Source organism: Yaniella halotolerans DSM 15476 (genome assembly GCF_000420805.1).
In the GTDB taxonomy this organism is placed as follows: domain Bacteria; phylum Actinomycetota; class Actinomycetes; order Actinomycetales; family Micrococcaceae; genus Yaniella; species Yaniella halotolerans.
The window spans coordinates 834,627-853,354 of the sequence record NZ_ATVQ01000001.1; the positions used below are offsets into that span (position 1 = coordinate 834,627).

Genomic DNA, 18,728 nt, shown 5'->3' on the forward strand with positions numbered 1-18,728 from the left:
CCATGGCATCCAATGAACAGCGCGTGTCCGTCGACGGGCACCGTTTGACGCTGACAAACCTCGACAAGGTCTACTACCCAGAAACCGGTACCACCAAGGGTGAAGTGCTCGACTACTACGCCCGGATCGCACCGTATTTGATTCCGCACGCCCAGGATCGTATTGCCACTCGGAAGCGGTGGGTCAACGGCGTTGGCACTCCCGAGGATCCGGGTCAGGTGTTCTTCGAAAAGGACCTCCCAGACCATGCGCCGTCCTGGATCGCCACCCGTTCGATCAAACATTCCACCGGGCGCAAACGGTATCCGCTGATCCAAGATCAGGCGACGCTGACGTATCTAGCGCAGTTAGCCTCACTCGAGCTGCATATCCCCCAGTGGCGGGTGTCCCCCGGCACCTCAGATCCCGGCACGATCACCTCTGATGATCGGTATCCAGATCGCATGGTGTTCGATCTGGATCCTGGTGAAGGCCGTGGACTGGCCGACTGCGTGGAAGTAACCCACCTGGTGCGAGAGCTGCTCAATGGCATGGGCTTAGATGTTTATCCGTTGACCAGTGGGGCCAAAGGGATCCACCTCTACGCCCCGCTGGATGGTTCGGCTACCAGTCAGGAAGTCTCTGCCGTCGCCCACGAACTGGCCCGCAGTTTGGCTGCCGATCAGCCGAAATTGATCGTCTCGGCCATGAAGAAAACACTGCGCAAAAATAAAGTGTTCATCGACTGGTCGCAGAATGCCGCGGCCAAAACAACGGTTGCGCCCTATTCTTTGCGCGGGCGCTTCACCCCGACCGTGGCCACCCCGCGCACCTGGGAAGAACTCGATGAGCCAAGTTCTGTTGAACATCTCAGGCTCGAAGAGGTGCTCGAGCGGGTTGAAGATCTCGGTGATTTGCTGGAACCACTGGCGAAAACCGCCGGGACCTCCGAAACCGCGTCGGCGGCAACACCTCGCGACCGGCTCGAAGTCTACCGGTCCAAGCGCGATTCAGAACGCACTTCAGAACCCATCCCACACAGCCACGGCACCAGCGGCGATGAGCTAACGTTTGTGATTCAAGAACACCACGCGCAAGCCCTGCACTGGGATTTCCGCCTGGAATACGAAGGTATTCTCGCCTCGTGGGCTGTACCCAAGGGGCCACCGACGGATCCGAAGAAGAACCATCTCGCGGTCCAAACCGAGGACCACCCGATGGAATATGCGACCTTCGAGGGCACGATTCCCAAGGGAGAATATGGTGGCGGCGAGGTCACGATCTGGGACTGGGGCACCTACGAGCTCGAGGAATGGCAGGAGGGCAAGAAAGTTGTCGCCACCCTGCACGGTCAGGAGGACGGTGGACTCGGCGGGACTCGGAAGTTTTCGCTTTTCAATACCGGCGGCAGCGGGCCCAATGATGATCCACACAAGAACTGGATGATCCATTTGATGCAGGACTCCCCGCAAACCACCACGAAGACAACAGATGACAGCGACGACAAGGCAACATCCGACAAGCCCGCCCCACAGACAGCGGATCCGGTGGATCTAAAACCGATGCTGGCCAGTATTGGCAAAACCGCAACGGTGGCTCGTGACGAATCCGACTGGGCCTTTGAGATGAAATGGGATGGCATTCGGGCTATCGCCACGGTGGAGGCGGCAACCAAAGATTCTGCCGGTGCGGTAACGCTGACCAGCCGCAACGGCAAGGACATGACGACTACTTACCCGGAGCTCACCGAACTCGCACAGTGTGTCGACGTCGACTGTGTTGTCGACGGCGAAATCGTCGCCCTGAGCCCCTCGAGCCGTCCGGACTTCGGGCGTCTGCAGCAACGTATGGGGCTCACCAAAACGCGAGAAATCGAGCGTGAACAGAGCAAAAACCCGGTCTATCTGATGGTCTTTGACCTGTTGGATGTCGACGGCGAATCGTTGCTTCGCACCCCGTATGAACAACGCCGTAAGCGTCTAATAGAGACCGTTTCCGAGGGAAACCATATTTATGTGCCAGAGGCATTCGAGGGGACGCTGGATGAGGCCATGGACTCCAGCAAGGAGCTGGATTTGGAAGGCGTCATGGCCAAGCAACGGCAGAGCGTTTACCAGCCGGGAAAACGTACCCGCACCTGGTTGAAGCTCAAGCACGCTTCGACCCGCGAGGCGCTGATCGTTGGTTGGCGGACCGGCACAGGCGAACGCTCCGATACGTTTGGTTCACTGCTCCTGGCAGCTCACGGGGATGACGGCCTGGTCTATCTTGGCCGGGTCGGCACCGGGTTTAACCAACAACAGCTGCAGTCGCTTCGTAGCAAACTCGACGGACTATCCCGGAAAACACCGCCCGTAGAAGTCCCATCAGAAGACCGCCACGACGCACACTGGGTGACCCCTTCCCTGGTTGGTGAAGTCACGTTCGGAGGGATCACCGAGGCTGGGCGGCTCCGGCATCCGGTGTGGCGCGGGCTCCGTCAAGACATCGATCCCGACGACGTCAGCGTCTAAACACCTATTCGTCCTGCGCCGTCGCTGGGCTTTCGAGTGCTGCTTTTTCTTCGGCAGCTTCAAGCTGGCGTTGGGCCTTGGGCTTGCGCGGTGAGGTCAGCTCAACAAAGAGCTCGGGCAGGTCATGCCATTGCGGCAGCGTCCCGAAGGTCTCGTGGGTTTGGATGACGACTTGGCGGGCCAAATTGCGGTTGGCCAGTCCGCCGATGCCGGCACCGAGTCCAAATGGGACGAGTCGGCCCATGAACCGAACGGTTTCACCGCGGAGCAGCGTTGTGGTGAATCGTCGGGTCATGGCCGAGAAGGCGCGCTCAGTGAGTCCTGTGATACCGGAGGCGATCCAGGCGGCCGGTCCCAGCGTTCCAAACCGCGTACCGGGTTGAGCTGACGCGGCTTGTTTCAGAAGTTCGCGACCATCTTCGCCGAGCATGATGGTCATGACCAGTGCTTGGGATTCTTGATCATTTTTGGTGTGCAGCCCGGCTAGTTCGGCAACCGATTGGGCATACAGTGCGGTCAGCTCAAGGAACCCGATGGCGGCACCAAACGAGGCACCCAGGCTAGCTGCCGTACCGATACCCGGCACCGCCCCAACACCACCGGCAGCAGCCCCCGTCGTCGTCAATGACCCGATATAGAAACGTCCCAGACGTTGGGCGAGTTCCTCCGGGGTATCGTGCGGGTACTTTTTCATCAGGCGTCGCAGCTGAGCTATGACCATCGGCCGTTGTGCCCGCATAGCGGCTAGGACGGCCCGTTGGAACGCGGGTGTTGGACGCCCCTTGGAGTCGACGGCTTTGCCCAGCAGTTTTTGTGCGTTCTTGGCTGCTTTCTCTCCGCGGGCGTCTTTGCGAGATTTTTTGGGTTGTTCCGGATTTTTTGCCAAAGTCAGCTCACATTCTGAGTCAGAAACGGTGTGATGGCCGAGGTGCTTTCAGCTTCAATCAAGCGTGTATTGGCTGTCAACCAATCATGAGCAAATTCAGCTGAGGGGTCGTTGGAGTCCTCGATTGTCAGCCACAGGACCGGTGCAGCTTGGCTCGACGTTTCGGCGCCACCGTTGTCGAGTGCTGCCAGCATCGCATTATCGATGACGTACCCATCAATCCCGACCAAGCTGTTGACCACCTCGGGGCGTACTCGCAGCAGCGTGGTCGCCAGTGCTGCGCCTTGGCCGACACCCAACAGTTGGATGCTGGTGTAGCTTGTGGTGCCGTATTCGTCTTCGTCGATGGTGTCGAAGACTCGGTGGGCTGCGGAGATGACTTCTGGGAAGTTGGCATGTTCGTGGTCTGTCGTGGTGAACCAGCTGTTACCAAACGTGGCGTCGAAGCCAGCTTGAATGGCCAGGCCCGTGGCAGTTTCGGGCAGGTAGCCAAAGTAATGTTCTGCGACGGTTTCCATGGTTGATCCGGCGTCGTGGAACACGAGGACGAGGTGCTCGGTGCGTAAGGCTTCGGGCAGCGACCACATGACGCGGTGCCCGGTAGACAAGGTTTCTGGGTACATGCGCTTCACTCTAACGAAACTGCTAGTACCCCGCAGGGTGTCGGCGCTGGGCTTAGCTCACGAAGTGAATCAAGACGCCCAGACCGAAGACGCCAAAGGCCATAATGGCGCAACCGCACTCAATGAGTATGCCCCACCCCATGGATTTCATTGCCTGCAGTGATGAGCGGGTGGCGGCGGCAAGGTCGCGTCGCCGGTAATACTCAGCTCCGAAGAGGCCGACGGCAAAGCCGATGAAGAGCCCCAGGAAGGGGATGATAAAGAGGCCGATAATTGCGGCACCGGTTGCGATGAGGATTGGTGTGCTGGGAATGCGTTCTCGACGCATCGTTCTGCCTGTGAGCACCAGGGAGGCGCTCATGCCAACCAGCGCGAGTGCGGCGGCGATGATCCCGGTGGACCAGGATGCTGACGAGCCGATGATCCAGGCCCAGGCAATCATGGTGACGATAGCGACCGGTGAGCCCGGGACGATGGGAAAGATGGTTCCGAAGATTGCCACCAGCATGAGCAGGGCGGCGCTGAGGGTTACGATGACTTCCACGGTGGCAGTCTACTCGTCTTGGCCCGCTGTGGTACGGGACTTAGTTGTCAATGGCTGTGTCGGTCCACACGAGGTGGTTGGCGCTGTCGTTGGAGCGCATCCCGAAGAAGCCACGGTAGTTGTCCCGGCTTTCGGCGTCTGTTTCCAAAATGCCCGAGTTGAGAACATGCATATCGGAGCTTGGCAATACGTAGTCTGCACGATAGCTGCTACTGCTACTGGTCGGATCAGGCGCCGTGTGGAGTGGTGTTCCGGATTCGCCTGACTGCGTGCCGCTCGAGACTAACGTGCGGGCTGGCTCAGGGTCGGTGACCGCTTCGGAGTCCAGCAAACTAGAAATAGCCGTTGGGTCTGCCGGTCCGTTTCCGTTTGGATCAGCCTTGAGGGATCCGGCGATGACGAATTGTGCGCCGTCTTCGAGTGGTCCGCGATTGCCGCGGTGATCAGTGATGTATTCGGTGTTCTGGTCGAGATAGTCTTCCCAGAACCGCACCTGGTCTTGATTCCGCTCTTCGGAGTTTGCGCCTTCGGATGCATCGGCTGCTGAGGACGCCAGGATATGGACCGTTTCGCCTTCAACTTCAATGGGTACATCCCAGTGTGAGACTGAGGCGAGCGGCAGCATACTGCGCTCCAGGTCAGTGACGTCGTCTGGAATGCTATTATCTGGCATTTTCGACCAGCTCAACGATGTGAAATCGCGGATCTTATCGGTTTCGATTGGATACTTCGAGTAGATGATCATGGAGGACTGGCCGGGAAAATCTCCGTAGCCTAACGCATCTCCAGGGCCACCGATGGTGCCGTTGCGGTCCAGATCTGCTCCGGACTCAACACCGGCGTTTGAAAACGATGTGTAACTGTAGGGGTATGTCATGCCGCTGCTGTCGTGGGCACCGACCGCCAAGTAGTTGGTGTTGAAGGCTTCAGCCGTCTCTTGGCCTGCATCGACATCAATGCCGGTGAGTACCAGTACATCGGGACGTACTTGCTGAATGACCTTGGCAACTTCGGCGGCGTCTTCGGCTCCCGGCGCGGACAGATCTTCGTAGAGATCTCCAGAGGCCGACCGGCTGAGCCTCGCGTCAAATGTTGCAATACGAAGCGCGTTGCTTTCGGCTTCCTCGAGCACGGGTGCCGACGATTCATCGGATGCATCAGCCGTGGAAATATTGGAGACGGAGCCGGCAGGAAGACACATGTTGTCCTTGGAAGCTGATTCTTCTTCCGCAGCCAGGCTTGGAGTCGCGAAACCAAACGCTAAGCATCCGGCTGTTGCCGCGATGAGCGCCGTTTTTTGCACTCCAAAACGAGGGGGATAATCATGCATGACCGCCAGCTTAGGCATGATGTCCCTTCTAATGAAAGTGCACACCAACGGCATAAAACTTACCGCAGGAATAGCGTATTGGCTATTCACTTGCAAACAAGCGGGTTCTGGCGGTTACCCTAGGTTCTTGCAATTATTTTCGCAGTCAAGTCTTGATCGGAATGTGATCATTTCGTGACCCTGTGGCAACAAACACAGGGCCCATGGGCTCGAAAATCTATCGCTGACCTGGATAGACATCGTGATTTTCGACACCATAAGCGTACCCCTGAAAATATCCGATTAGACAGCCCGGTCTGTGTCGCCCTCACCCTGTTGTCGGGCACGACGCTGATCGATCACCTCGGTACTCAGCTGCGCTGTACCAAGGGTCATGCCGATTGTCGCGAAAATAATGAGGAAAATCGCCAGGGCCCGGAGGAGCCCAAACGTCTGATCAAGCAGCACCCAGCCTATGAGCGCTGCGAAGACCGGCTCGAAACTCAGCAGAATCGAGAACGTGTTGCGCGGAAGCCTGCGCAGTGCGGCCAGCTCAAGCGAGGTCGGCACGACCGTCGAAATACATGCAACGGCGAGCATGAGCACATAAATTTCCGGCGTAAAGACCAGCTCTATGACGCCGCTGAACCCAACGGGCAGCAGGATGATGGCAGCAATCAGCGCGGCAACCGGCAAGCCCTGCAATCCCGGCAGGTGTCGGCCAACACGGGAACTGAACAAGATATATAACGCCCACGACACTCCGGCCAGCGCTGCAAAAAGCATGCCAAGCGGATCGAACACGACGGGCCCGGTCATTGATTCGACGCCGAGCAACACCAGCCCGATGCCGGCGGCACCGATCCAGATATAGTCACGACGGTTCGTTGAGAGATAGACGGCGAGCGCGAGCGGTCCAACAAACTGGATGGCCACGGTGACACCCAGTGGAATGCGGTCGATGGCAGCATAGAAAAAGCCGTTCATCCCGGCGAGGCTGATGCCAAATAATACGACATCGCGCCACGCCGCCGACGTCCAACGCCAGGGTGTTGGCCGCGCGAGGAGTAACAGCATGACCGAAGCTAGCCCCAGGCGCAGTGCTGAGACGCCCCAAGCGCCGCCATGCGGGAAGAGATCGGTCGCGAGCGCGGCGCCGACCGGGAGGGAGAAGGTCGCGACCATCACCATGATCACACCGGTCAGGGATATGCCGCGGGTGCGCTGGGCCAACTCCCCCTCCCCTTTCCTCCATGCCGTTTACCAGCCGCGTTCCGCCAAGCGGTGCGGTTCTGGGATATCGGATACGTTCAGGCCCACCATGGCATCACCGATACCGCGGGAGGCATTGGCTACGGTCTGTGGATCATTATAGTTCTGGGTAGCGGACACGATGGCTTTGGCTCGGGCTGTTGGGTTGTCGGAATGGAAGATACCGGAACCGACGAAGACGCCGTCTGCACCCATTTGCATCATCATCGCGGCATCAGCTGGTGTGGCGATACCACCTGCGGTGAACAATCCCACCGGCAACCTACCCGCCTCGGCAACCTGCTTGACGAGCTGATATGGGGACTGCAGTTCTTTTGCTGCTACGAAGAGTTCATTTTCGTCCATCGCTGCCAGGGACGCAATTTCGGAATTGAGGGTACGCAGGTGCTTGACGGCTTCGGAGACATCGCCGGTTCCTGCCTCACCCTTGGACCGGATCATGGCAGCACCTTCGGTCAGTCGGCGCAGTGCTTCGCCCAGGTGGGTCGCTCCGCAGACGAACGGTGTATGGAAATCCCACTTATTCACGTGGTGCACGTAGTCCGCAGGGGAGAGCACCTCGGATTCATCGATAAAGTCCACTCCCAGGGTTTCCAGAATCTGCGCTTCAACGAAGTGCCCGATGCGCACCTTGGCCATCACCGGAATGTCGACGGCTTCAATAATTGATTCGATCAGCTCTGGGGCAGAACTCCGGGCGATACCGCCTTCGGCGCGAATATCCGCAGGCACACGCTCGAGTGCCATAACGGCGATTGCGCCGGCGTCTTCGGCGATCTTAGCCTGTTCGGCGGTAACCACGTCCATGATGACGCCGCCGCGGAACTGCTCGGACAGTCCGTCGCGTACTACTTGATTCGATGCATTCATGACTATTCTCCTATATTGACCTATGCCAATCATTTGGCCTAGGTCAAAGAATAGCGGAAGTCTCCGCATCTGCCCATATATTGCGCAATACAACATCAGCCGCCCGAGCTTCCTGGGAGCATGGTCCATATGAACAATCGGTCATGGGTGGCACCGCAGAGTCGCCGCCACGAGATTCTTACCGGCCTGAAATTGGGGATCGGACCGGGCTTGGGTCTCTTCCCGCTCGGCATCGCGCTTGGCCTGCTGGCATTGCAATCCGGCCTACCCGCTTGGGCGGTCCCCGCGCTCTCCATTTTCGGATACGCAGGCTCGCTCGAATTTCTCATGATCGACATGATGACCGCTGGCACCGGCTTGCTCACGATCGCCGTGACCACGTTCTTCGTGAACTTCCGTCACGTGTTCTATGCCTTCTCTTTTCCACTGCATGTCGTCAAGAACCCGATCGCCAAGTTTTACTCGATGCACGCCCTGATTGATGAGGCCTACGCTGTCACGGCAGCAAACCCGACCGGCTGGACCGCCGCGAGACTGTTATCGCTGCAGATCTCGATGCACTGTTATTGGGTTGCCGGCGGACTCGTCGGCATCGCGATCGCCACAGCTATCCCCGGCACCATCGCCGGACTCGATTTTGCGCTGCTCGCGCTCTTCATCACGCTGACCCTGGACGCCGTCAGAACCAGAGAACAACTCCCCTCCCTGCTCATCGCGACCGCGGCTTTCTTGGCGGCACTTCTGATCACCCCGAACCAGATCATCTTCGCGGGCATGATCATCTTCATGGCACTGTTGACCATCCGATACTTCACAGCACGAAGAAAGGGCGGGCTCTATGATCATGCTGGCAACTAGCGGCATCCCGGCCACCGGCTACATCATCGCCGTCTTGGCAATCATGTTCGTCGTCACCTTCACCCTGCGGGCACTACCGTTTGCCATCCTCGCCAAACTTCGTGAATCGACGTTTGTGAATGTCATGGCCCTCTGGATGCCCGCCGGGATCCTCGGCTTACTGGCCATCGCCCTGTTCTACTCGACGTACTCGTCACCTGAATCTGAGCTCTGGAAACTGCTCGTCGCTGTCGTGGTGACGGTCGCTTCGCATCTGCTGCTCGGCCGACGCACACTCGCCTCGATCGGGTTGGGCACCCTGACCTATGTCGTATTAGTCAACTTTGTCAGCTGAATTGTTGTCCGGCTAACTTCGTTATTTTGCAGATGACGTTACACTGAACTGCAGCCCAACAGGAAGGACACGGATGAGGAACCTAACCCCCTGGATTCTTGCTGTTCCTTCCCTGTTTTTCATCGCCTGGGGCGGTAACCACTTCACACCGCTGTTGCCGCTCTACGGTGAACACGCCGATTTGATTCCGTGGCAAACCAATTTCCTGCTGGGTACCTACGTCATGGGATTGGTCCCCGGTCTCTTGGTAGCCGCTGCCCTCTCCGATGTGTACGGGCGCAAACCGGTGACGCTGGCCGGACTGGTCTCGTCGGCCGTAGGCAATCTCATTATCCTGCTGGGGCCAACTTCGATTGCCATGCTCTACTCCGGCCGCTTCTTCGCTGGTCTGGCCGTTGGCATTGGCATGTCCGTGGGCACCTCGTGGATCAAGGAATTGTCTTCAAGAGACTGGGATCCGAAAGCCACCATCGGCGCTGGCGCACGACGCCCCTCACTCACTATGACCTTGGGCTTCGGAGCCGGCGCGGCCGTATCCGGTGCACTGGCTCAGTGGGTCCCCGCCCCAACTATCACACCGTTTATCGTCACCATCTCCATGCTGCTGCTGACGATAGTTCCCACCGTTTTGGCACCCGAAACCGTAGGTGCCTCTCCCCGTCAACGACCGCGCCAGAACTCGTGGGTCCACCAGCTACGTACGCCTTCTGCCAAAACCCCTGACTTCTTGATCAAAGTTGCCACCGCTGCCCCCTGGGTGTTCGGTGCCGGAGGTATTGCCTATGGCCTCATGCCATTAGTCCTGGCAGAGGCGACCGGTGATTTCACCACGCTCTACGCGACGATGATGGCCGTTCTGACCCTCGGAGTCGGTGCTTTTGTCCAGCCTTTCGCCCAGCGGATTGACCGCAAACTCAAGGGCCGCGCGTTGCCTCTGGGCCTCGGAGTCGTCGTCATTGGAATCGCCTCGGCAGCGCTGGCAGCATATCAAGCCAACCCGGTACTCGGCGTCGTCACGGCGATGATTCTGGGCGTGGGCTACGGAACCGTGCTGGTCACTGGACTTTATCGTGTCCAAATGATCGCGCCGGCACGGGATCTTGCCGGGCTCACCGGAATGTTCTACGCCCTCACCTACGTGGGCTTCCTGTTTCCGACTTTCATCGCGGCGCTGCTGCCGGTCATGCCGTATCACGTGACCCTGCTGATCTTCTCCGGGCTGGCGATGATCTCGATGATCATCGCCTTTGGTCGTATCCGGTATGTGCGCGGCCCCTGGGTCCAACGCTAAGAGCCAGCAGAGCAAGCCCTACCTGGGCCACGCTACGACAGGTGACTTATGGTGGATGGATTCACACTTCCCCGTTGAGGAGCACTACATGGCAAAGTCCCCAGATCGTCTCACCGCAGCTGTTGAACGACTGCGTGCAGAAAGCCAAATCCTAGAAGATATCCTCCGGGATCTTCCTCCCAAGCACTGGCAGAGTCCGACGCCGGCTCAAGGGTGGACGGTTGCCCACCAGATCGCTCATTTGGCGTGGACCGATACTGCTGCCCTCGCATCGTTAGATGGTGAGGAAGCCTTCGGTCGTATTCGCACGGCGGGCGCGGAGAACCCCGTGACGTTCGTGCACGACGCCGCCGAACAGGGTGCGCAAAAGCAGCCGTCAGAACTTTTCGCACAATGGCGGGCAAACCATCTGAAAGTCGCCGAGGCCCTTGAGCAAGCCGATCACCAGGCCCGCTATCCTTGGTTTGGACCGAGTATGAAGGCACTGTCGTTGACCACCGCACGGATCATGGAGACCTGGGCTCACGGACAAGATGTTGCCGCTGCGCTCGGATTCAGTTGGCCGCAGACAGCCGCGCTCAAGGATGTCGCGCACCTCGGTCTTGCTACCCGACAATTCACATATAAGAACAACGGCATGGAAGCTCCAACGTCGGAAATGTATGTTGAGCTCAACGGACCCGACGGTTCGACCTGGACGTGGGGTAGCCCGGAAGCCGAAAACTCTGTCAAAGGTTCAGCATGGGACTTCGCATTACTGGTAACGCAACGCGCTGAGTTAGACGACCTGGACCTGACTATTACCGGCGATGATGCAAACACGTGGGCATCGATCGCGCAGGCCTTTGCCGGACCTCCAAAGTCCGTGGTCAGAGCACAACAAGCAGCATCTGTTGATGGGCAAAACTTGGACTAAGGAGGCTGCACCTGGCTCGAGTAGTTACCGGTAGGTGCGCAGGTACACTCGGTTGCCGTCGAGATCGGCGAGCTCCCACATCGACGGAGCATCAGCTTCGCTGAGGAGTTTGCCGCCAGCTTCGATCGCATCCTGCATGCGCTGCTCGGCAAGTTCAGCTGGAACGAAAACATCCATGTGCATGCTCACCGGACCACCCGATGGGTCGATGTCGTCTTCGGGAATATTCGCATCTGCACGCTGGTGGAAACGAACCGGATCCAGCACATCGGAGCGGTCCACCAGTATCGTGGGCTGATCATCACCACCGGACTCTTTGAAGTCCAGGACGGCTTTCCAAAATGGCAGAATAGCCTCGATGTCAGGGGTCACGATGACCAAATGGGTGCGGCTAATCTTCTTGGGTTGTCGCTTGAGCTCCAGTTCATCGATCAGCTTGTCGAGTTCCGCAGCAAACTTCATATCACGGTCGGTCAGACCGCCAACATCGTGGCTGACTACGCGCATGCGAATCGTGTTGTACCGGATATCAAAATCCGGGTGGTGGTTCATTGATTCGGCAATGTCTGCGAACCGGTTGATGAATTCAACCGCGCCTTCGAATCCTTTGGCTCGAACGCTAATTTCTAATCGACCGTCAACAACGGTCCAGCCGGGTAATTGTTCTTGGGCGTCTGCCGGGGTCACGTGTGTCATCGTTGGCCTCCTACATTCTTGCTACCGGAGCAGCCGGCAGCTTCGTAGTTCAGTGTGTTAAATTCGCACCGCTCGCACGATCCGTCGAACGAGATCGATGGCCAGGCCGGCGGCAATTGCAAATAGGATCCAAGCCACTACATCGGGGCGTGATTCGCCCAGCAGGAACATGAAACCAATGAAGAGGGCCAGCAGCAGACCGACGATTGCTCCGAGTATGCCGAAGATTCCAGCACGGCTGGCTGATTTGCCTCGATCAGGTTTCTGGGGTGATGTGGTCACTTCGTCCGGACTCATACTTGCCTCCCTCTCATCCCTGATCAATCAGGGTGCTCCATTCCACGGTAGTTCTCGGGTGCAGCATTTGGAAGGGGTGCAACGTGCTGAGCCATCCACGGAAACCAAACAGCCGACTTCCACTGTGTACCCAGTAGAAGTCGGCCGCTGGATTGTGTCAGTTGTGTATTGAGATTCGTGTATTGGACTACAACTTATGCCTCATCGGCATTTTCTACCGTGAATTGCTCTGACGCTTTCTCATCACTTTCGTAGTCGAACACGGTAAGGTCGTACGATCCGTTTTCGGTATCCTCAGGAATGGTCATTGAGTTGCTCACATCCCCGTTTTCATCAGCGGTGACCACCCGTTCAAAGGTCTTATCATCTTTGTGCACGCTGAACCTGACCTCGCCTTCAGGCGTGAATCCCTCCCCCGAGGCTTCAAGCTCGTCACCCGGGGCTAGCTCATCAGATGCAATATCAACATCAGGGTCCACTTCGGGTTCGTCAGACTTTTCTAGCACCTCGAAATCAGCGTAGGCAGCATTTCCACCGCCGTAGTTGACCGCCGCAAGTGAATGCGTGCCCGGTTCGAAATCGTCCCGAATATCAACTTCGACAGCGATCTCGCCATTTGCATCTGCGTGTTCATTGGCCAATATCTCGTTACCGACTCTCAGCTGGACATCATCGTTTGGTGCAAAGCCAGTGCCTTGCACCATGAAGGAGTCGCCCGCCTGTACTTCTGTGGTACTCGGCGTAATTTCTAGCTTGCCTGCTACTTCTGACTGCTCGTGATGGGCAGTTTGAGTCTCTTCTGTTTGTTGCTGATTATCCGCAGCAAATGCGGCCGGTGCGCCGAATGCAACACTGCTCAAAGTTAACGCTGAACCAGCGATTGCAGCTGCTGCGCGACGACCTTTGGTCGGTTTTGCGTTGTTGATTTCCGTCATTGTGGGCTCCCTTCGTGAGGTTCCTTCGGAATACCCCTCAGTCGAGAATTGGAGCGTTTTATGAGGTGAGATGCAGCCAGCGTAGCAACGCAAAAATCAGCAAGTCCACAACTTCATGGAACTCACAGAAGATGCACACTTAGTGGTTCGTTTCGCCTAATCAACCATACTTTGTCAGATCTTGAGCTGAGAGCGACGGACCGCGGCATCCAAAAGCCAAAACCGGCTTCTACACACTGTGTAGAAGCCGGTTCCAGTCGTATTATTCAGTTCGTTATCGTGCGTTAGTGCTTACGTGAGAACAGTCGCGAACGGTTTGTGTAAACAACCAGGGCTCCACCGACTGCCAACAACAGCCCAGCAATCAGACCAAGCTGCGTGTTGCTTGCACCTGTTTTGGCTAGGTTATCTGAACCGTTGAGATCAACCGGATCGCCGGCGTCACCTACTGGATCCGCTTGGTCATCGACCGGATCGCCCGCGTCACCTACCGGATTCGCCTGGTCATCGTTCGCTCCTGCTCCAGTGCCACCGGATCCATCGACAACGGTAAAGTTGCCCTGCAGTTGACCCGTTTCGCCATCCTGATTTTCGAAGGTGACGACGGTGGTGTATTCACCGAGGTAAGCTGCTGGATTTGAAGACTCAGGTGCGTAAATGACAAAATCTGCCGTACCTTCATCGCTCACCTGGTCCGTGTTTTCAAAGTCGTTGACCCCCTCAGGACCAGATACAGAATATGTGATCTCGGAACCAGGTTCGAGACCTACAACAGCGTGATTAACACCGGCACCATCTTCATGATCACCCATGAAATCATCAACTGTTATCTCTTCAGGATCAATCGTTAGACCAGGCTCAACGGCCAGTACTTCGAAATCTACCTGAGTCTCGGCCCCGGTGACTTCATCAGTCACCGTCAATACGTACTCGCCCGCAGTAGTGTCAGCTGGAATCCCCATCTCGGCGGAAATGTTCCCCTCCGCATCGGCAGTGGTTTCAGCAGAAGGATTCCAGCTGAGACCAACAGCCCCGTCGGCGGTAAATCCTGAACCCGAAATCTCAAGGATATCTCCGCGGTAAAGCTTGCTCTCCGCTAATTCGACTTCAAGCTGCTCAGTCGGGTCCGAGGTTGGATCTTCCGTCGGCTCCCCCGTAGGCTCACCAGACGGGTCCGAGGTCGGATCTTCCGTCGGCTCACCAGTCGGCTCCGAGGTCGGATCTTCCGTGGGCTCACCAGTCGGTTCCGAAGTAGGATCCTCCGTGGGCTCCCCAGTCGGCTCCGAAGTAGGATCCTCAGTCGGCTCACCCGTAGGCTCACCAGTCGGTTCCGAAGTAGGATCCTCCGTGGGCTCCCCAGTCGGCTCCGAAGTAGGATCCTCAGTCGGCTCACCCGTAGGCTCGCCGGTCGGTTCCGAGGTTGGGTCCTCCGTCGGCTCTTCAGTTACGCGGAACTCATAGTAAATATGAGCACGCTGAGGTTCATCGACTACAGCGAGCTGGTAAAGACCAGGCTCTACATCATCCGGGATGTGGTCAACAAAATTTATGTTGCCCTCACCGTCAGCAGTTACAGCTGGAATATCAATGCCAGTCGGGGCGCCTTCAGATGTTTCAAATTTAAAATCGAGGACCGTATCTGGCGTGAAATCAACACCTGTAACCGTTATTGAACCACCAGGCTCAACCTTAGTGGTGCTCAGCTCATAGCTGGGCATTTCAATTTCATCTGTGGCAGTGGCTTCCGGCGTCTGATTTACAACTGCTGGATCCTGTTCTTTATCGGCAAATGCAGCAGGCACACCCATTGCAAAAGAGCCGATCGCGAGAGCAGAGCCGGCAAGCACAGCTGTAGCTAGCCGACCCTTCTTTTTATTTTCTTCTTCCGCCATGCGGTGTTTCCTTCCAAGTGAGTGAGAGTGCCGTCTCTTGCAAATCCCGCGGGCAAGACCAAACGGCTCAGACATCTTTAAACGGACACACTTATGTAGTGGAACCGGATATAGGCTACATGCGATACGTCACGTTTTCGGCCTACACTTGAGCAAAACGTGCATCGCTAGGAGCTGCATCGCCGCGTTCGCAGTGCAGCACCCAGCCGAGTCAACAACGACGTCTTCCCAGATCAGATAGCGATCCACAACTTGAATCGTCAACGATCTACCGATGGGTAGATTTTTGGGAAAGAAAATATTCCCCCGACACGCGAATTGCTCAACAATTTTCAAGCGGGTTCGACTGCCCGCATGGCTATGCACCTTCCGAACTGCAAATGCGCGCTGGGGAGCTCTGGATGGGGTCAGCAGCGGCGCTTGGATTTGGCATTAGCGCTGGCGACCCGTCCGAACGCGTTGTCCGCGCACGACAAACAACTTTTGCAGGACACCGCGAATTGGCAACAATTCCGGCTTCACAAAAACGCTTATACAGGCCAGAATATAAGCAACTTCATGAAAACGGGTGCTACGAAAACATGGCGGCCAGGAGTCCTGCACCTCCAGCCAAGCCCCAACTCGCGAGACTCCCGACGAGGAATTCTTCGGCTTTCGTGCCGGCTGTGGATTCCTCGGATTCTCGTTTTGCATCAGCTGATATTTCCGGAAACCGCACGATCCCCTTAGCCGCCATGAGTGCCGCAACCACATGATAGGCGCCGACCACCGTCAAAACCATGATGAAAATGCGCTCGAGTGGACCGATGACCCTGCCGCCCTTGAGGCGACTGTTCGGCACCGCTCCAGAGGCTTCGGAATCGCCCGCTTCACGCCCCGAAAGCAAGAGGACGGCTCGCGTGACCTGATTTCCGGTTTGCGTCAAAAACAGTGTGAGGGCAATCCACATCAACCCAACGGGCGCTGCTGAACCCAATACAACAATGTCCAACCAAGCCAATCCAGCGATGATTGCGACCAGGCCGACTCCCGACCACGCGAACATCGAAGCGGGTGGACGTCGCTCCGATCCATCCATACGCTCGGAGCTGTAGTACCAGGCGGCAGCCACCACGACGGCAACTGCGCCGGCCCACCCGTCAGATCGAACCCAGATGGCTGCCGCAACCACGAGCGCCAGCCACCACCCCAATTGCATGAACTGTACGACCCTGACAGTCACGGAGGGTTGCACCAGTCGGATGAGGTCGGTGACCGCCACTGCCAAAATGGTGAGCACTACAAGCATTAGAAGCCTTCCTTCGGGCCTTCGGCATCGGAGGAAACTGCGAGCATATCATCAGCCTCCAGGAGTGCCATGGCACCGGAACGATGCAGCGCCTGGGATACGGCGGCCTGCGAAATACGTTCAGCTTGGGCAGCCTCCTGCTGCGTCGACCCGAATAGCAAGGCCGCCAACAGGCGTCGTTCGCGAGCTTTCATTCGCGCTACCACATGGTCGCGAACAACCAGCTGTGCATTGACTGCCGCGACAAGGTCGATATCGTCGCAACGAAACCCCGTCAAAACTTCATCGCGGCGCTGCTGCCGTCCCTCGACATCTTCAATCGCAGCGCGAGCATGCAGCCAGGCCGCTCCATCTTGAATGGGCCCGGATTCGCCCTCTTCAATGGTGCGAATCTCACCGGCACCGATGCCATATCGCAGTTGGATCTCGTCCGGCAGCAATACTTGCACACGCAATATGACACGAAGTGCATCCTGCCAGGACTCGACAACTACCTGGAATTCGTCCCCCACCGTTGCCCAAGCAGCACGCACAGGAGGCACAGCTGTTTCGGCTTCGGCAAATACTTCGGCAATTGCCCGTTGTGCCGCTGCACGATCCGCCATCTCACGTGAACCGACGATGTCTGCGATGATTCCGACTGCTTGGCTCATATCACCACAATATCACTTATAAATGCACTAGTATAAGCTTTTTTGTGCATTTGGTGGTTGGCTAGCTCGTCATCGGCAGAAAAATGACCGCGACAATACCCCAGAGCACGAGACTGAACAGCACGATCGGCAACAAAACCTTGAGCAACGCCCCTCGGCTCACCGCCGGGCCGGGAGTATCATCGCGTTGATACACATGCGCCATACGGTAGGCCAACTCAATACGGGCTGGGCCAGCAATGATGGCCCAGCCGGCAGCCGAGTTCTGCAGCCCCATGGCCCACAGTGGCGAAACGCCAAGACCCTGGGCCGCCGAGACCTGGGTGGCGCCAAACATGGCGTTCGCCCCAGTGCCAGACGCGGTGATGTAACCGGATAGCCCAGCTACAAACGGCATCAAGAACAGATACACCGGACCCAGCGCGGCCAGACTGCCGGCGATTTCGTCAGCTAGCCCACCGCCGGCCATCATCACTCCGAGCAGCACGTACAGCGCGGTCGGAATGGCGACCGCCCACCACATCAGCAACGATGCCTTGGGCAACGCCTGCGCATCGCCGGGCTCCATTTGCATAAAGGTCAGCGCAGTCAGGGCCGCCGTCGTTGACCATAATGCAGGAGAAGAAACGATCTCACCGAATACACCGAGCTCGAAGGACCGGTAGAGCAACTGTCCGATGATGGTACCCACCAGCAAGATGAGGTAGGGCACCAGCGAGCGGCCAGGCCCCGGTGTGAGACGGCCCCGGCGAATCACGAGCAACCACAGGACCGACATGACGAGCGTTGCTACGGCACCAGCCACCGGCGTACCGAGCAAGAGGTTCGCCGCCATGGTGAAACCCCACAATATGATGCCGGATCCTGTGCCGATCAGCGCCCAGAAGATTTTCCGTCGACGAGGAATGTCCTTGGCGGTGTACCCCTTTCCTGCGATGAGAGCGACGGCGATACCGGAAATCACGAATGGGATGAGGTTCATCCAGCCTGACACCAGCCCCATATCGGTTAGCGGTGCACCGGCTGCATCAGCTGCGATAAGTGTGCCGGGCCCCATGGAGCCCCAGGGGCCGATCATCAGTCCGAGCAACGTCAGTAGTGCGGCGCGATATGGCGTAAAACCAAAGGACAACAGCAACGGCAGACCGATCAACACGGAGACGCCAAAACCCGTAACAGTTTCTAAAAACGGCACAACACCGTGTGCCATCAACAACGCCGACGCGACCCCCGGTCCACCTGCCGATAGCCAGCCCGCCAATCGGCGTTGAGCACCAGTGCGATCCATGACGCCGGAAAGTAAGACGCCACCGCCAATGATCGCTAAGACCTTGACCAGCGTCCAGAAGGTGTCATTCCATGCGGTCACCAGGTTGTCTACTGGCGTGTCAAAGTACCAGAGGGCGATAATCGCTGCGCTAATGGTCCCCAACAGTGGTGGTATCGCGGCCGGGATACGCCCGAACGCAAGCAGCAGCAGGGTCACCAGGACGGGAACGACCGCTATGAACAGACCCACGCAGCTACTCCTCTAATTCGACGCACCACAAGGCACAAGCATAGCTGCCTTAC

At 57.5% G+C, this 18,728-nt stretch carries 18 protein-coding genes; 5 read left to right on the forward strand and 13 right to left on the reverse strand.

Features of this window, described 5'->3' with window-relative positions:
• Nucleotides 1-2: 2 nt before the first annotated feature.
• Nucleotides 3-2,492: an ATP-dependent DNA ligase gene (locus tag G583_RS0104005; protein ID WP_022869906.1), complete on the forward strand. Its 2,490-nt coding sequence runs from the start codon at nucleotides 3-5 to the stop codon at nucleotides 2,490-2,492.
• 4 nt (nucleotides 2,493-2,496) lie between these two features.
• Here the strand turns inward: G583_RS0104005 and G583_RS14190 are convergent, their stop codons facing one another.
• The 6 genes from G583_RS14190 to pdxS form a co-directional block, all read right to left on the reverse strand.
• Nucleotides 2,497-3,378: a hypothetical protein gene (locus G583_RS14190; protein ID WP_022869907.1), complete on the reverse strand. Its 882-nt coding sequence runs from the start codon at nucleotides 3,376-3,378 to the stop codon at nucleotides 2,497-2,499.
• A 2-nt stretch (nucleotides 3,379-3,380) separates the two neighbouring features.
• Nucleotides 3,381-4,001, reverse strand: coding sequence for an esterase (locus G583_RS14195; protein ID WP_022869908.1), 621 nt, complete (start codon nucleotides 3,999-4,001; stop codon nucleotides 3,381-3,383).
• Nucleotides 4,002-4,053: 52 nt separating this feature from the next.
• The gene (locus G583_RS0104020; RefSeq protein ID WP_022869909.1) at nucleotides 4,054-4,545 is read right to left on the reverse strand and encodes a DUF456 domain-containing protein; all 492 of its coding nucleotides are present in this window, start codon (nucleotides 4,543-4,545) and stop codon (nucleotides 4,054-4,056) included.
• A 40-nt stretch (nucleotides 4,546-4,585) separates the two neighbouring features.
• Nucleotides 4,586-5,893, reverse strand: a complete 1,308-nt coding sequence (locus G583_RS14200) for an endonuclease/exonuclease/phosphatase family protein (RefSeq protein ID WP_022869910.1) — start codon at nucleotides 5,891-5,893, stop codon at nucleotides 4,586-4,588.
• 264 nt (nucleotides 5,894-6,157) lie between these two features.
• Nucleotides 6,158-7,087, reverse strand: a complete 930-nt coding sequence (locus G583_RS14205; RefSeq protein WP_022869911.1) for an EamA family transporter — start codon at nucleotides 7,085-7,087, stop codon at nucleotides 6,158-6,160.
• 27 nt (nucleotides 7,088-7,114) lie between these two features.
• Nucleotides 7,115-7,996 carry a pyridoxal 5'-phosphate synthase lyase subunit PdxS gene (gene pdxS, locus G583_RS0104035; protein ID WP_022869912.1) on the reverse strand — a complete coding sequence of 294 codons (882 nt, stop codon included), beginning with the start codon at nucleotides 7,994-7,996 and terminating at the stop codon, nucleotides 7,115-7,117.
• A gap of 129 nt (nucleotides 7,997-8,125) precedes the next feature.
• On the opposite strand from pdxS, the gene G583_RS14210 reads away from it, so the two are divergent.
• The 4 genes from G583_RS14210 to G583_RS14215 all read left to right on the forward strand — a co-directional run bounded on the left by G583_RS14210 (nucleotide 8,126) and on the right by G583_RS14215 (nucleotide 11,395).
• On the forward strand, nucleotides 8,126-8,854 hold the full coding sequence (locus tag G583_RS14210) for an AzlC family ABC transporter permease (RefSeq protein ID WP_022869913.1): 729 nt from the start codon (nucleotides 8,126-8,128) through the stop codon (nucleotides 8,852-8,854).
• Complete coding sequence (locus G583_RS0104045) at nucleotides 8,841-9,188, forward strand: branched-chain amino acid transporter permease (RefSeq protein ID WP_211210735.1); 348 nt, start codon at nucleotides 8,841-8,843, stop codon at nucleotides 9,186-9,188. The genes G583_RS14210 and G583_RS0104045 overlap by 14 nt, the downstream gene beginning before the upstream one ends.
• Before the next feature lie 73 nt (nucleotides 9,189-9,261).
• Nucleotides 9,262-10,479, forward strand: a complete 1,218-nt coding sequence (locus G583_RS0104050; protein ID WP_022869915.1) for an MFS transporter — start codon at nucleotides 9,262-9,264, stop codon at nucleotides 10,477-10,479.
• Nucleotides 10,480-10,567: 88 nt separating this feature from the next.
• Entirely contained in the window at nucleotides 10,568-11,395 is an 828-nt protein-coding gene (locus tag G583_RS14215) for a TIGR03084 family metal-binding protein (RefSeq protein WP_022869916.1), read from the forward strand.
• A gap of 24 nt (nucleotides 11,396-11,419) precedes the next feature.
• On the opposite strand, the gene G583_RS0104060 is transcribed toward G583_RS14215, so the two are convergent.
• From G583_RS0104060 to G583_RS0104095, 7 genes are all read right to left on the reverse strand, one after another.
• A complete protein-coding gene (locus tag G583_RS0104060; RefSeq protein ID WP_022869917.1) occupies nucleotides 11,420-12,091 on the reverse strand; it encodes a 4a-hydroxytetrahydrobiopterin dehydratase in 672 nt (223 codons plus the stop codon).
• Nucleotides 12,092-12,148: 57 nt separating this feature from the next.
• On the reverse strand, nucleotides 12,149-12,388 hold the full coding sequence (locus G583_RS0104065) for a hypothetical protein (protein WP_022869918.1): 240 nt from the start codon (nucleotides 12,386-12,388) through the stop codon (nucleotides 12,149-12,151).
• A 194-nt stretch (nucleotides 12,389-12,582) separates the two neighbouring features.
• A complete protein-coding gene (locus tag G583_RS0104070; protein WP_022869919.1) occupies nucleotides 12,583-13,323 on the reverse strand; it encodes a hypothetical protein in 741 nt (246 codons plus the stop codon).
• Nucleotides 13,324-13,607: 284 nt separating this feature from the next.
• On the reverse strand, nucleotides 13,608-15,215 hold the full coding sequence (locus G583_RS17040) for an LPXTG cell wall anchor domain-containing protein (protein WP_022869920.1): 1,608 nt from the start codon (nucleotides 15,213-15,215) through the stop codon (nucleotides 13,608-13,610).
• A 571-nt stretch (nucleotides 15,216-15,786) separates the two neighbouring features.
• Nucleotides 15,787-16,503 (reverse strand): hypothetical protein, encoded by a 717-nt coding sequence (locus G583_RS16210; protein ID WP_022869922.1) that lies wholly within the window; start codon nucleotides 16,501-16,503, stop codon nucleotides 15,787-15,789.
• Entirely contained in the window at nucleotides 16,503-17,156 is a 654-nt protein-coding gene (locus G583_RS0104090; RefSeq protein WP_022869923.1) for a SatD family protein, read from the reverse strand. The genes G583_RS16210 and G583_RS0104090 overlap by 1 nt, the downstream gene beginning before the upstream one ends.
• A gap of 61 nt (nucleotides 17,157-17,217) precedes the next feature.
• On the reverse strand, nucleotides 17,218-18,675 hold the full coding sequence (locus G583_RS0104095; RefSeq protein ID WP_022869924.1) for an L-lactate permease: 1,458 nt from the start codon (nucleotides 18,673-18,675) through the stop codon (nucleotides 17,218-17,220).
• Nucleotides 18,676-18,728 lie beyond the last annotated feature (53 nt).

Coding starts and splice junctions, on each gene's coding strand:
- G583_RS14210 (WP_022869913.1), top strand. CDS start 8,126: ATGAACAATCGGTCATGGGTGGCACCGCAGAGTCGCCGCCACGAGATT.
- G583_RS0104070 (WP_022869919.1), bottom strand. CDS start 13,323: ATGACGGAAATCAACAACGCAAAACCGACCAAAGGTCGTCGCGCAGCA.
- G583_RS0104060 (WP_022869917.1), bottom strand. CDS start 12,091: ATGACACACGTGACCCCGGCAGACGCCCAAGAACAATTACCCGGCTGG.
- G583_RS14200 (WP_022869910.1), bottom strand. CDS start 5,893: ATGCCTAAGCTGGCGGTCATGCATGATTATCCCCCTCGTTTTGGAGTG.
- G583_RS14215 (WP_022869916.1), top strand. CDS start 10,568: ATGGCAAAGTCCCCAGATCGTCTCACCGCAGCTGTTGAACGACTGCGT.
- G583_RS17040 (WP_022869920.1), bottom strand. CDS start 15,215: ATGGCGGAAGAAGAAAATAAAAAGAAGGGTCGGCTAGCTACAGCTGTG.
- G583_RS0104005 (WP_022869906.1), top strand. CDS start 3: ATGGCATCCAATGAACAGCGCGTGTCCGTCGACGGGCACCGTTTGACG.
- G583_RS16210 (WP_022869922.1), bottom strand. CDS start 16,503: ATGCTTGTAGTGCTCACCATTTTGGCAGTGGCGGTCACCGACCTCATC.
- pdxS (WP_022869912.1), bottom strand. CDS start 7,996: ATGAATGCATCGAATCAAGTAGTACGCGACGGACTGTCCGAGCAGTTC.
- G583_RS0104090 (WP_022869923.1), bottom strand. CDS start 17,156: ATGAGCCAAGCAGTCGGAATCATCGCAGACATCGTCGGTTCACGTGAG.
- G583_RS0104065 (WP_022869918.1), bottom strand. CDS start 12,388: ATGAGTCCGGACGAAGTGACCACATCACCCCAGAAACCTGATCGAGGC.
- G583_RS0104045 (WP_211210735.1), top strand. CDS start 8,841: ATGCTGGCAACTAGCGGCATCCCGGCCACCGGCTACATCATCGCCGTC.
- G583_RS0104050 (WP_022869915.1), top strand. CDS start 9,262: ATGAGGAACCTAACCCCCTGGATTCTTGCTGTTCCTTCCCTGTTTTTC.
- G583_RS14195 (WP_022869908.1), bottom strand. CDS start 4,001: ATGTACCCAGAAACCTTGTCTACCGGGCACCGCGTCATGTGGTCGCTG.